The 12,855-nt window shown below is 73.9% G+C and carries 10 protein-coding genes; 2 read left to right on the top strand and 8 right to left on the bottom strand.

Going from position 1 to position 12,855, the window contains the following annotated elements:
• Positions 1–122: 122 nt before the first annotated feature.
• Positions 123–581 carry a redox-sensitive transcriptional activator SoxR gene (gene soxR, locus ACGF0J_RS05300; RefSeq protein ID WP_393142225.1) on the bottom strand — a complete coding sequence of 153 codons (459 nt, stop codon included), beginning with the start codon at positions 579–581 and terminating at the stop codon, positions 123–125.
• A gap of 52 nt (positions 582–633) precedes the next feature.
• Between soxR and ACGF0J_RS05305 the strand changes: the two genes are divergently transcribed.
• Positions 634–1,485 (top strand): SDR family oxidoreductase, encoded by an 852-nt coding sequence (locus ACGF0J_RS05305; RefSeq protein WP_393142226.1) that lies wholly within the window; start codon positions 634–636, stop codon positions 1,483–1,485.
• 54 nt (positions 1,486–1,539) lie between these two features.
• Here ACGF0J_RS05305 and ACGF0J_RS05310 read toward each other — a convergent pair whose 3' ends face one another.
• The 7 genes from ACGF0J_RS05310 to ACGF0J_RS05340 form a co-directional block, all read right to left on the bottom strand.
• Positions 1,540–3,276, bottom strand: coding sequence for an acyclic terpene utilization AtuA family protein (locus ACGF0J_RS05310; protein WP_393142717.1), 1,737 nt, complete (start codon positions 3,274–3,276; stop codon positions 1,540–1,542).
• Positions 3,276–4,070, bottom strand: a complete 795-nt coding sequence (locus tag ACGF0J_RS05315) for an enoyl-CoA hydratase/isomerase family protein (RefSeq protein ID WP_393142227.1) — start codon at positions 4,068–4,070, stop codon at positions 3,276–3,278. Before ACGF0J_RS05315 ends, ACGF0J_RS05310 begins: the two co-directional genes overlap by 1 nt.
• Positions 4,067–6,082, bottom strand: coding sequence for an acetyl/propionyl/methylcrotonyl-CoA carboxylase subunit alpha (locus ACGF0J_RS05320; protein ID WP_393142228.1), 2,016 nt, complete (start codon positions 6,080–6,082; stop codon positions 4,067–4,069). The genes ACGF0J_RS05315 and ACGF0J_RS05320 overlap by 4 nt, the downstream gene beginning before the upstream one ends.
• Positions 6,079–7,611 carry an acyl-CoA carboxylase subunit beta gene (locus ACGF0J_RS05325; RefSeq protein ID WP_393142719.1) on the bottom strand — a complete coding sequence of 511 codons (1,533 nt, stop codon included), beginning with the start codon at positions 7,609–7,611 and terminating at the stop codon, positions 6,079–6,081. The genes ACGF0J_RS05320 and ACGF0J_RS05325 overlap by 4 nt, the downstream gene beginning before the upstream one ends.
• Before the next feature lie 53 nt (positions 7,612–7,664).
• Positions 7,665–8,303: a TetR/AcrR family transcriptional regulator gene (locus tag ACGF0J_RS05330; protein WP_393142229.1), complete on the bottom strand. Its 639-nt coding sequence runs from the start codon at positions 8,301–8,303 to the stop codon at positions 7,665–7,667.
• A gap of 88 nt (positions 8,304–8,391) precedes the next feature.
• Complete coding sequence (locus tag ACGF0J_RS05335; protein WP_393142230.1) at positions 8,392–10,671, bottom strand: protein kinase; 2,280 nt, start codon at positions 10,669–10,671, stop codon at positions 8,392–8,394.
• A 171-nt stretch (positions 10,672–10,842) separates the two neighbouring features.
• On the bottom strand, positions 10,843–12,204 hold the full coding sequence (locus ACGF0J_RS05340; protein ID WP_393142231.1) for an FAD-binding oxidoreductase: 1,362 nt from the start codon (positions 12,202–12,204) through the stop codon (positions 10,843–10,845).
• A 91-nt stretch (positions 12,205–12,295) separates the two neighbouring features.
• Between ACGF0J_RS05340 and ACGF0J_RS05345 the strand changes: the two genes are divergently transcribed.
• Positions 12,296–12,829, top strand: a complete 534-nt coding sequence (locus ACGF0J_RS05345; RefSeq protein WP_393142232.1) for a hypothetical protein — start codon at positions 12,296–12,298, stop codon at positions 12,827–12,829.
• Positions 12,830–12,855: the final 26 nt, after the last annotated feature.

The raw sequence follows: 12,855 nt of genomic DNA on the forward strand, positions 1-12,855 counted from the left end.
CCTGACCAGGTTTCCCCGGTGGCTCGGCCGGACAGGATGAGGGGAGTGTGTTGTGGCGGTTGATGTGGGTGGGACAGCCCTGCGCAAGGGTGGCCTCATCAGCCGCGACGGCACCCGCCGCGTCAGGCGTCGCCGAGGAGGCGGCGTGGCCCCGCGCCCTCCCCGCCGAGCCGGTCGCCGGGGTTGACCAGGGCGCACTGCTCGAACGACAGGCAGCCGCAGCCGACGCAGTCGGTGAAGAGGTCGCGCATCCGTTCCAGCCGGGCGAGGCGCGCGTTGAGCTCCTCGCTCCAGCACCGCGACGCCCGCCGCCAGAACTCCGGAGTGGGATGCGCCCCCTCCGGCAGCAGCGCCAGCACGCCGCCGATCACCGACAGCGGCATCCCGACCGTCTGCGAGGCGCGGATGAACGCCACCAGGCGCAGCGTGGAGCGGTGGTAGCGGCGCTGGTTGCCCGCCGTGCGGCGGCTGCGGATGAGGCCCTGGCGCTCGTAGAAGCGCAGCGCGGAGGCGGGCACTCCGCTGCGTTCGGCCAGCTCGCCGATGGTCAGCTCCTTGGCGAGGGGCGACGGGTCGGTCATGGTCACCAGCTTAGGTTGACTTCAACAAAGGTTTAAGTTCGAGCATGGTCCCATGAACACGACAGACAAGATTCTCCTGACCGGCGCCACCGGGAACATCGGCCGGCACCTGGCGTCCCTGCTGCACGAGGCGGGCTTCCCGGTGCGGGCGATGACCCGCGACCCGTCGCGGGCCGGCCTGCCCGACGGGGTCGAGGTGGTGCGCGGCGACCTGCACGACCCCGGGTCCGTGGAGGCGGCGCTGGACGGCGTGGGCTCGGTGTTCCTGCTGTGGCCGTCCTTCTCGGCCGCCGGGGCGGAGCCCGTCGTCGAGGCGATCGCCCGGCACGCCCGCCGGGTCGTGTACGTCTCGGCCTTCTCTGTCCGGGACGGGGCCGACCCGGCACAGAACGGGGTGTGGGGCGAGATCGAGGACCTGGTGCGGGGGTCCGGGGTGGAGTGGACGTTCCTGCGGGCGGGCGGGTTCGCCACCAACACCCTTGGCTGGGCCGAGGAGATCCGGGCCGGCGGCGTGGTGCGCGCGCCGTACGCCGGCGCCGCGCGCTCGCTGATCCACGAGGCCGACATCGCCGCCGTCGCGTTCCGGGCGCTGACGGAGGACGGCCACGCCGGGCGCAGCCACGTGCTCACCGGGCCGCAGACCATCACCCAGGCCGACCAGGTGCGCGTCATCGGCGAGGTCATCGGCCGTCCGCTGCGCTTCGACGAGCAGCCGCGGGAGGAGGCCCGCGCCCAGATGATCACCGCGTGGGGCGATCCAGCGGTGGTGGACGGCGCGCTCGACCACTGGGCCTCCATCGTGGCCGAGCCCGAGCCGGTCACCACCACCGTCGAGGAGGTGACCGGCCGTCCCGCCCGCACGTTCCGCGAGTGGGCGCACGACCACGCGGCCGACTTCAGATGACCGCGGGACGTCGCCGACGCGTGACCGGGGCGGGCCGTGGCCGGGGCGCCCGGATCACCCGGTAGCCGTTCGCAGCAGGCGGACGGGCAGCTCCACGGGCCGGGCCCGCAACTCCTCACCAAGGGCCTTGGCCTGCGGGTCCACCCGGGTGCCGGCCGCCACGCCCCGCCCGAGCAGCCCGTGGACCACGAAGTTCAGGGCCTTGAGGTTGGGCAGCTCGTACCGGTCCACCCGGTGCGGGGCCAGGTCGGGCAGCAACTCCAGCAGGCGCTCCACGGTGAGGGTGGCCGCGAGCCAGGCGTACTGTTCGGCGGTGGCCACCCACACGCCCAGGTTCGCGTTGCCGCCCTTGTCGCCGGACCGTGCCCCCACCACACGCCCCAGCGGCACCGGCACCGTGGCACCCGCCCGCCAGTCCGCGACAGTCGTCTCTCCCGCCGCCGAGGTGCCCGGCCCGCCCCCGAGGACGGCGCGGCCCCGCCCGGCCGGGGGCGGGGTGCGGGCTGCCAGGGACTCGCCGTCCGGGCCGGGCAGCCGCACACCGTCGAGGAACACCTCCGCGCGCACCTCGCCCGCCGGCACCAGCACCGGCCAGAAGATCCCGTACGGCGAGGCGTCGCCGGGCGGGGAGAGGGCGTGGAAGCCGGGATAGCTGGACAGCCCCGTCTCCACCACCGCCGAGGAGAAGGCCCGGCCCACCCGGCGCGGGTCGGCGTCCATGACGGTGATCCGCAGCAGCCCGCCGTCGGTGAGCGTCACATCAACCTCGTCGAACGACTCGCGCGGCACCCGCGCCCAGATCGCCTCCTCCGCCACCCGAGCCTTGGCCTCGACGTCGAGCCCGGTGAGCACCAGCGTCATCGAGTTGCGGTAGCCGCCCAGGCAGGTGACGGCCGCCTTGAGCGTGTCGGGCGGCGGCTCCCCCCGCACGCCCGAGACGCGAACCCGGTCGGGGCCGTCGTCGGACAGGACGATGGTGTCGAAGCGCGCCACCACGTCGGGGCCCGGATAGCGGGGACCGGCGATCTCGTACACGAGCTGTGCCGTGACCGTGCCCGTGGAGACCAGCCCGCCCGTGCCCGGATGCTTGGTGATGACCGACGAGCCGTCGGCGTGCAGCTCGGCGATGGGGAACCCGCAGTGCGCCAGGTCCGGCACGTCACGGAAGAACGCGTAGTTGCCGCCCGTGGCCTGGCAGCCGCACTCGATGACGTGCCCGGCCACCACCGATCCGGCCAGCGCGTCCAGGTCTTCGGGCCCCCACCCGTAGCGCCACATGCCGGGCCCCGTCACCAGGGCGGCGTCCGTGACCCGGCCGGTCACCACCACGTCCGCGCCGGCCGCCAGGGCGGTGGCGATCGGGCGGCCGCCCAGGTAGGCGTTGGCCGTCAGCGGGGTCGCCGCCAGGCTCTCGCCGGTGTCGGCGTTCGTCAGGTCGAGGTCGCGGCCGGTCAGGTCGTCGCCGGCCACGTACGCGACCCGGGGTGCCAGGCCGAGCCGGGCGGCCAGCTCGTGCACGGCCTCCGCGCAGCCGGCCGGGTCGAGGCCGCCCGCGTTCGTGACGATCCTGATGCCCCGGTCGAGGCACGGCCCGAGCACGTCCTCCAGTTGCCGCAGGAACGTCGGAGCGTAACCGGGGCGGCCCTTGAGCCGGTTGCCGGCCAGGATGAGCATGGTCAGTTCGGCCAGCCAGTCGCCGGTCAGCACGTCGATCGGGCCGCCCTCGACCATCTCCCGGGCCGCCGAGAGCCGGTCGCCGTAGAAGCCGCCGCAGTTGGCGACGCGCAGCATCAGGACGTCCGCCCGCCCGGCGGCACCCACGCCGCGGGCCGCTTGGCCAGGAACGCCGCGATGCCCTCCTGGCCCTCCTCCGAGGTGAACCGCTGCGCCGACAGGGCCGCCATCCGCCGCAGCCCTTCCTCGAACGAGACGCCCGGCAGGTCCCTGACCAGCCGCTTGGTGATGGCCAGGGACTCCGGCCCGCCCTTGACCAGCATGTCGGCGTAGTGGCCGACCGTCGCGTCCAGCTCCTCCGCCGGCACCGCCCGGGTGAGCAGGCCGATCTCCACGGCCCGGGCGGCGTCGAACACCTCGCCGGTCAGGAAGTACTCGGCCGCGGCCCTCGGATTCAGCCGGCGCAGCACCGGCACCGCGATCATCGCGGGGACGACGCCGAGCCGCACCTCGCTGAACGCGAACGACGCCGTCTCCGGCGCGATGGCGAAGTCGCAGGCGGCGACCAGCCCGAGCCCGCCCGCCCGCGCCGTACCGTTGAGGCGGCAGACGACCGGCTTCGGGCTCTCCCAGAGCAGCGCCAGGATCTCAGGGAACGACGCGGTCACCGGAGCGTCGGCGGCGCCCGAGGCGCGCTCGACCCGCTGCTCCTTAAGGTCGGCGCCCGAGCAGAAGACCGGGCCCGCGCCGGTCAGCACGATGACCCGCGCCTTCGGCTCGGCCAGCGCCCAGCCGAGCCGGTCCTCCAGGTCGGCGAGCAGCCGCACGGACAGCGCGTTGCGGTTCGGCGGCGAGTCGAGCGTGATCGTCGCGACGCCGTTCGCGAGCTCCTTGTGGACCAGCCGCGTCATGGGTGCTCCTCCTGAGTGATCTTCCCGGCGGTCTCCTCGATGACCGCCAGCACCGCTCCCGCCCGCACCTGCCGTCCCTCCTCGACGTGTACGGCCGAGACGACGCCGGCGGCGGGGGCGGCGATCCGATGCTCCATCTTCATGGCCTCCAGCACCAGCACCGGCTGCCCCTTCGTCACCTGCTCGCCCTGCCGCACCTCTACGCGCAGCACGCTGCCGGGCATGGGGGCGAGCAGCGATCCTGGCGCCACGGGCGCCACGGGCTCGGGCAGAACCGGCAAGGGGGTCAGCTCGGCGCGCCCGCCCGGCGAGTCGACGTACACCATGGCGACGTGCGCCGGGTCGCCGTCGTGGGCCCCGTCCTGGGCCCCGCCGTGGGCCCCGCCGTGGGCCCCGTTGTGGGCCCCGTTGTGGGCTCCGTTGTGGGCGCCGTACAGGGCGACGTCGAACGTGTGCCGCAGGCCGTCGCGTTCCAGCACCACCCGGTCCGGCCCCGCGGTGACGACCGTCACCCCGGGGGGCAGCGGCTGGTAGACGACCTCGGCCTCGGCGAACCTGGCCCGCTGCGGCTGCGACCGGACGTTGCGCCAGCCGGAGGGCAGGCTGCCGAGCACCGGTGCCGCCCGCCGCCGCGCCGCCGCCATGGCGAGCGCGGCCGCCAGCACCGGCAACGCGGCCTCGCCTTCCTCCGCGCGTCCGGCGTCCGGGACCGGGGAGAGGGCGGCGCGGTGGTCGTCCAGGAAGCCGACATGGGTGTCACCCGCCCGGAACCGCGGGCTGGTCAGGATGTCGAGGAGCAGGTCCCGGTTGGTGGTGACGCCGTGCAGCCGGGCGCGTCGCAACGCGGTCGTGAGCTTACGGACCGCCTCCGCCCGGTTCGCCCCGTGGGCGACCACCTTGGCCAGCATCGCGTCGTAATGGGGGGAGACCTCCGAGCCCGACTCCACCCCGGAGTCCACCCGCACGTCACCCGGGATCTCGAAGCGCCGCAGCACCCCTGTCCGCGGCAGGTAGTCGCGGTCCTCGGCGTACAGCCGGGCCTCCACGGCGTGCCCGCGCGGGCCGGGCGGCGCGCCCTCCAGGGCGGCCCCCTCGGCCACGGCGAGCTGCAACCGCACCAGGTCCACCCCGTGGACCAGCTCGGTCACCGGGTGCTCGACCTGCAGGCGGGTGTTCATCTCCAGGAACGCCACCCGCCCGTCGCGCACCAGGAACTCGACGGTCCCCGCGCCCACGTACCCGATCGCGCGGGCCGCCCGGACGGCCGCCTCGCGCAGCAGCGACCGCGTCTCCTCGCCGATCCCGGGCGACGGGCACTCCTCCACGATCTTCTGGTGGCGCCGCTGCACGCTGCACTCGCGCTCGCCGAGCGCCCACACCGTGCCGTGCCCGTCGGCGAGGAGCTGCACCTCGACGTGCCGGGCCCGCTCCAGCAGCGGTTCGACGAACACGGTGCCGTCGCCGAACGCCGCCTCCGCCTCCCGCCGCGCCGAGGCCATCTCCCGCGCCAGGTCGGCGGCGGACCGCACCACCCGCATGCCCCGGCCGCCACCACCGGCCGACGCCTTCACCAGCACCGGATACTCCCAGTCCGTGGCCCCGGCCGCGTCCAGCGAGGGCAGGACGGGCACGCCCGCCTCCGCCATCAGCCGCTTGGCCGCGACCTTCGAGCCCATGGCCGCGATCGCCTCCGGCGGCGGCCCGACCCACACCAGGCCCGCCTCCAGCACGGCCCGCGCGAACCCGGCGTGCTCCGACAGGAACCCGTACCCGGGATGCACCGCGTCCGCCCCGGCCGCCCGGCACGCCGCCAGCAGCCGGTCCACGTCGAGGTACGTCTCCGCCGGGCGCACGCCGCGCAGCCGTACCGCGTGGTCGGCCTCCGCCGCGTGCGGCGCGCCGGCGTCGGCGTCGGAGAACACCGCGACCGTCTCGACGCCCAGCTCCCGGCAGGTCCGGAAGATCCGCCGCGCGATCTCCCCCCGGTTGGCCACCAGCAGACGGGTGATCACGGCCGGAACACCCCGTATCCGGCGGGCTCCGGCACGGGGGCGCTGTTGATCGCCGACAGGCACAGCCCGAGGACGGTCCGCGTGTCGCGCGGGTCGATCACCCCGTCGTCGTACAGCCGCCCCGACAGGAAGAACGGCAGCGACTCCGCCTCGATCTGCGCCTCCACCATGGCCCGCATCGTCGCGTCGGCCTCCTCGTCGTAGACCTGGCCGCGCGCCGCGGCCGAGGCGCGGCCCACGATCGACAGCACGCCGGCGAGCTGGGCGGGTCCCATCACCGCCGACTTCGCGCTCGGCCAGCTGAACAGGAACCGCGGGTCGTAGGCCCGCCCGCACATGCCGTAGTTGCCCGCGCCGTAGGAGGCGCCCATCACCACGGTCAGGTGTGGCACCCTCGAGTTGGACACCGCGTTGATCATCATCGCGCCGTGCTTGATGATGCCGCCCTGCTCGTACTCCTTGCCGACCATGTAGCCGGTGGTGTTCTGCAGGAACAGCAGCGGCGTGCGCGTCTGGTTCGCGAGCTGGATGAACTGCGTCGCCTTCTGCGACTCCGCGCTGAACAGCACGCCGCGGGCGTTGGCCAGGATCCCGACGGGGTAGCCGTGCAGGCGCGCCCAGCCGGTCACCAGCGACTCGCCGTAGAGCGGCTTGAACTCCTCGAACGCGCTGCCGTCCACGATCCGCGCGATCACCTCGCGCGGGTCGAACGGGATCTTCAGGTCCTCGGGCACGATGCCGAGCAGTTCCTCGGCCGGGTACGCCGGCTCGCGCACGGGCCCCGCCCGGACGCCGAGCTTGCGCCAGCCGAGGGAACGGACGACGCCCCGGCCGATCCGCAGCGCGTCGTGCTCGTCCAGCGCCAGGTAGTCGGCCAGGCCGCTGGTGCGGGCGTGCATCTCGGCCCCGCCCAGCGACTCGTCGTCGGACTCCTCGCCGGTCGCCATCCTCACCAGCGGCGGGCCGCCCAGGAACACCTTGGCGCGTTCGCGGACCATCACCACGTGGTCGCTCATCCCCGGCACGTACGCGCCGCCCGCCGTGGAGTTGCCGAACACGAGGGCGATCGTCGGGATGCCCGCCGCCGACAGCCGGGTCAGGTCGCGGAACACCCGCCCGCCCGGGATGAAGATCTCCTTCTGGCTCGGCAGGTCGGCGCCGCCGCTCTCGACGAGGTTGACGAACGGCAGGCGGTTGGCGAACGCGATGTCGGCGGCCCGGAGCGTCTTCCGCAGCGTCCACGGGTTGGAGGCGCCGCCCCGCACGGTGGGGTCGTTGGCGCAGATCACGCACTCGACGCCCTCGACCACCCCGATCCCCGTCACCACGCCGGCACCCACCGGGAAGTCGCTGCCCCAGGCGGCGAGCGGCGACAGCTCCAGGAACGGCGAGTCGGGGTCGACCAGCAGCTCGATCCGCTCCCTGGCCGGCAGCTTGCCACGGGCGCGATGCCGGGAGACGTACGCGTCGCCGCCGCCCGCCACCGCCTTGGCGTGCTCGGCCTCCAGGGCGGCGAGCTTGTCCAGCATGGCCGCGCGCCGCCGGAGGTGCCCGGGGTCGGCGGGATCCAGCCCGCTTGTGATCACTGGCCCTCCACAGGGGACGTGGTTGACGGCCGCGTCAGTCCGATGGCGCGGGCCCAGAGTGTGGTCAGCAGGCCGACGGCGGTCTCCTCGTCGGCCCGCTCGCCCAGGTCGAGCCAGACGTGCGCGAAGTGCTCCACCATGCCGCCGAGCATGACGGCGGTCAGCCGTGGGTCGAGCGAGCGGTCGGCCAGCCCCTGCTCCTGCAGCCGCCGCAGCCCCTCGGCGCCGCGCCGCACGAACACCTCGCGCAGTTCGAGCAGCAGGTCGCGCAGGCCCTCCTCGGCCGCCGCCGCCTGTTCCAGCATCCGGATCAGCCGCGAGTTGGCCGCCCAGGCCCGCAGGTAGAGCCGGTTGGCCGCCTCGATGCGGGCGTACGGGTCGCCGGGCACGGCCGGCCCCACGACGCTGGCGGTGAACATCTCGCCCACCACCGCCGCGGCGACCTCGCGGAACAGCGCCTCCTTGGAGTCGAAGTAGGTGTAGAAGGTGCCGTGCGAGACCTTGGCGCGGGCGCAGACGTCGTCGACCCGCACCGCCTCGTACCCGTGCTCGTCGAACGCCTCCCGGCCGGCCTGCACCAGTGCCGCCCTGGTCCGCCGCCCACGGGCGGTCAGCGGATCCGACTTGACGATCACGTCAACCAGCCTAACCTCGCCGTGCCGGGAAACGAAAGGCCCTCCGTGACCGGATCAGGGTCACGAAGGGCCGCGCGGCGGAGCGGGGTCAGGTGCAGTGGCTCCAGCCGGACTTCCAGGTCCGGGTTCCCCAGGTGCCGCCCCAGATGACGCACTTCTGCTTGGCGGCCAGCCGGACCGGGCCGGCGTAGGCGGTGAAGCTGCCCGGGTTGCTCGCGCTGGGTCCGTTCTTGACCTGGAGGACGGCGTTCATCGGCACCTTGCCGGGATGCACCATCCTGGACAGGGTGACCACGCAGTTCTTGCCCGCGCCCGTGTTGTAGAGCAGGTAGACCGTCGCGCCGTCGCCGAGCGGCCGGCTGTTGATCACCTTGTAGCCCGCGCCGCACACCCCGGTGGGGGTGTGGGTGTTCGGCTTGAGCGCCGGCTTGACCGGCGTCCTGCGGGTCGCGGGCAGCTCCTTGGTGGGTCCGGGGGTCGGCGGGGTGGTCGGCTCGGCCTCCGGGGCCACGCTGTCGTCCGGCTTCTCCGACTCGGTCGGCTTCGGCTCCGGCCGCTGGGTCGAGGGCTTCCTCGTGGCGGGCTTCGTGGTCGGCACGGTGGTCGGCGCGGTGGTCGGGACCGTGATGTGGTCCGACTGCTGCTTGCTCTCCGCCGGCATGCTCTGGATCGGCTGGAGGTCCTCGGGCTGCTTGGCCTTCGGCTCCTCCGCGTCTTCCAGCTCCGGCGTGACGACGGGGTCCAGGGTCGGCAGGATGGGCGGATCGATCGCCTGCTGCTCGGCCGGCTGGCCGTCGCCCGCGCCGCCGGTGGGGGTGGCCCGCGAGGCGTTGTTCACCGGCTGCACGACCTCGGTCTTGCCGCCGGCGCCGTTCTGGGCCTGGACGACGACCGCGCCGCCCACCACGAGCAGCGCGGCGGCGGCCGCGCCCGACAGGGCGAAGGTGAGCGTGCGGCGCTGCTTGGCGGCGGAGCGGTCGGCGGGCGTGACCGGCTGTCCCGCCGGCTGTCCGGACGGCCGGCCTCCCGGCCGGTTCTGGCCGGCCGTGCCGGGCGCACCTGCCGGGGACGGGCCGTGGCCGGGCGCCTGCCCACCGTGCGGCGCGGCGCCGAAGCGGTGGCCGGGCTGCTGTCCCGGCTGCTGCCCCGGCTGCTGTCCGTGCTGCTGCTGCGGACCGGCCTGCTGTCCCGGCTGCGGGCTGTACTGCTGCTGGCCCTGCTGCTGGGGGTGACCCTGCTGGGGGTGGCCGGCGTGCGGGACGCCCGGGTGCTGAGGGCCGGGCTGGACCGGACCGCCCGCGAAACCCTGGTGCGGCACGGCGGCCTGCGGCCCGGAAACGTGCTGGCCTGAGTGCGGGCCGGTGTGGGGGCCGGAAACGTGCGGGCCGGGGCCGGTCGGGCCGGTGTGCGGGCCGGTTCCCTGAGCGCCGGTGCCCTGCGGGGCGGCGGGCTGCGGGCCGGACGCGGCCTGGTGGGGGCCGGGAGAGCCCTGCTGGGCGCCGCCCGGGAAGGGGATGAGGCGCTGGCCGGTGACGGGTTCGATGGCCGCGTTGGGCGCCGGCTGCCCGGTGAGCCGCACGACCAGCTCGTCCGCCGTGGGCCGCATCGCCGGGTCCTTCGACAGGCAGGCCGCCACCAGCTCGCCGATCGCGCCGTCCATCGCGCCGAGCTGCGGCTCCTCGTTGAGGATGCGGTTCATCACCACGGGGATGGAGTCGGCGCCGAAGGCGGGCTTGCCCGTGGCGGCGAACACCATGGTGACGCCCCAGGCGAACACGTCCGCCGCCTCCGACACCACCCCGCCGCTGAGCTGCTCGGGCGCCAGGTAGGACGGCGTGCCCATGGCCATGCCGGTGGCCGTGGCGCCGGGCGAGTCCAGTGCCCGGGCGATGCCGAAGTCGATCACCACCGGGCCCTCGGGCCCCATGAGCACGTTCGCGGGCTTGAGGTCGCGGTGCAGAATCCCGGCCCGGTGGATCGCCGCCAGCGCCGTCGCCGTGCTGATCGCGAGCCGTTCCAGCGCCGCCCCCCGGCGGGGTCCCTCGTTCAGGACCAGCTCGCGCAGCGACGGCCCGGGGACGAACTCGCTCACGATGTACGGCCGGCTGCCCTCGAGGTCGGCGTGGAGCACCGGCGCGGTGCAGAACCGGGCGACCCGCTGGGCCACCGACACCTCGCGCAGGAACCGGGTCCGAGCCTCCGGGTCGGCGACGGCGGCGTGGTGCAGCAGCTTGACCGCCACGTGCTCGTCCGAGTCGCTGCGACCCAGATAGACGACGCCCTGCCCGCCTTCCCCCAGTCGGCCGAGGAGCTCGTAGGCTCCCAGCCGTCGCGGATCGTCCGCCGCCAACGGCTGGTGTTGATTCACGTCGGACCCCCAAGACGCATGCATACATATCGACAACTGGGGCAGAACGCTACCAGCGTGATGGTTGGTGCGTGGGCCTGACGTGACGTATCTTTCACGTTTTGTTGTCTTGTGTCAGTCGTCCTGTGCGGACCGTGTTCACCGGTCCGCACGTCGTCACCGGCCGTGAGCTCAGATGGCCTTGCCCGGGTTCAGGATGCCGAGCGGGTCGAACACCGCCTTGATGCCCTGCTGCACCTCCTGGACCACCGGCCCCGACTCCAGACCGAGCCAGCGGCGCTTGAGCACACCGACGCCGTGCTCCCCGGTCAGCGTGCCGCCGAGCTCCAGAGCGTGCCGGAAGACGTCGTCGGCCGCGGCCCACACGTTGGCGGGCGGCTCGGCCAGACCGCGTTCGAAGATGAACACCGGGTGCAGGTTGCCGTCGCCGGCGTGCGCCACCGTGCAGATCTTCACGTCGTGCCGGGCGGCGGCCGCCTCGATCTCGGCGATCATGTCGGGCAGCACGGAGCGGGGCACGCACACGTCCTCGACGAGGCAGGCGCCGAGGCGTTCCTTGGCGTCGTAGGCCATCCGGCGCACGCCGATCAGCTCGTCGGTCTCCTGCGGGCTGGAGGAGACCGCCACGAACGTGGCGCCGTTGGCCACGCACAGCCGCTCCATCCGCGCCGCCACGGCCTGCCCGTCGGCCGCGTCGGACTGGCCGATGAGCATGGCGTTGGTGCCGGGCTCCAGGCCGATGTTGCGCCAGTCGTCGATCGCCTCCAGCGTGGCCCGGTCCAGCAGCTCCATCAACGACGGCTGGCAGCCCGCCGCCATGATGGCGGCCACCGCGGCGCCCGCCTCGCGCAGCGAGCCGAACTCCGCCGCGAACGTCGCGGGCGGCACGGCCGGTGCCCGGCGCAGCCGTACGGTCGCCGAGGTGATCACGCCGAGCGTGCCCTCCGAACCGACGAAGAGGCCGGTCAGGTCGTAGCCGGTGACGCCCTTCACCGTGCGGCGGCCGGTCCGCAGGATCCGGCCGTCGGCCAGCACCACCTCCAGGCCGAGCGCCGAGTCACGGGTGACGCCGTACTTCACGCAACGCAGCCCGCCGGCGTTCGTCGCCAGGTTGCCGCCGATCGTCGAGATCTCGTACGACGACGGGTCGGGCGCGTACATGAGCCCGTGCTCCCGCGCGGCCCGGTCGAGGTCGGCGGTGATCACGCCCGGCTCCACCACGGCGATCTCGTCGGCGGGGGACAACTCCTTGATCGCGGTCATCCGGTGCAGCGACAGGACGACGGAGCCGTCACCGGCCGTGGCCGCGCCCGCCAGGCCGGTGCCCGCGCCGCGCGGCACGACCGGCACCCGGTGCTCGCTCGCCCAGCGCATCGTGGCCACCACGTCGTCGCGCGAGGCGGCGAGCACCACGCCCAGCGGCTTGCCGGGTTCGACGAACGTGCGGTCGCGTGCGTAGGAGTCGACCACGTCGGGGTCGGTCAGGACGCGTCCCTCGGGGAGGGCGTTCACCAAGGCATCTATGGGTCTCACATGAAGAACCATACGGTTTGCTTGTATGGAGGCTTAAGGCCAGACTGCCCGGGTGAAAGTGACGTGTCCGGTGTGTTCCGAGGCTGACCAGGTGATCTCCGTTCCTGGGGCGGTGGCGGCGGGGACCACGTACCGGATGGGCCGGGTGCGCCTGCCCGGCCAGCGCGAGGTCGCCGACCTGCCGATGGCGGCCACGCTCGGCGCCTCCAGGCACGTGATGAGCCGCACCCAGCTCGCGGTCTGGCTGTCGTTCCCCAGCCGGCACTACACGCCCTGGGCGCGCAACCAGGGCTACATGCTGCTGGGGGTCGCCGCGCTGGTGCACCTGGTGGTGGCGCTGGTGATCGCGATGGGCAAGGACTCCGGCTGGGGCGAGGTGCTGCTGGCGCCGTTCTGCCTGACCGGGCTGTTCTGGGGGTTCGGGCTGCTGCAGGTGCTCGGCTCGTACGGCGCGCGCAAGCGCGATCTGGCCGAGGCTCCGGCCCGTGAGCAGGCGCTCAAGGTGTGGGAGAACCTCTGCTACTGCCCCAGGGACAACGTCGCCTTCGAGCCCGGGGTGGGCGTGTCGTTCCACCCGAGTGAGACGCGGGAGTACATCTTCGGTTTCCGGAACCGCGCCGGCTGAGCCGAGCGCCCCGGTGCGGCCCGCGC

This window comes from Nonomuraea sp. NPDC047897, assembly GCF_043204415.1.
In the GTDB taxonomy this organism is placed as follows: domain Bacteria; phylum Actinomycetota; class Actinomycetes; order Streptosporangiales; family Streptosporangiaceae; genus Nonomuraea.

Bases quoted from the DNA above. Each gene is read 5' to 3' on its own strand.
- ACGF0J_RS05310 (WP_393142717.1), bottom strand. From the start codon at position 3,276: ATGCTGCGCGTCGCCAACTGCGGCGGCTTCTACGGCGACCGGCTCTCG.
- ACGF0J_RS05315 (WP_393142227.1), bottom strand. From the start codon at position 4,070: ATGACGCGGCTGGTCCACAAGGAGCTCGCGAACGGCGTCGCGACGATC.
- ACGF0J_RS05305 (WP_393142226.1), top strand. From the start codon at position 634: ATGAACACGACAGACAAGATTCTCCTGACCGGCGCCACCGGGAACATC.
- ACGF0J_RS05325 (WP_393142719.1), bottom strand. From the start codon at position 7,611: ATGCTGGACAAGCTCGCCGCCCTGGAGGCCGAGCACGCCAAGGCGGTG.
- soxR (WP_393142225.1), bottom strand. From the start codon at position 581: ATGACCGACCCGTCGCCCCTCGCCAAGGAGCTGACCATCGGCGAGCTG.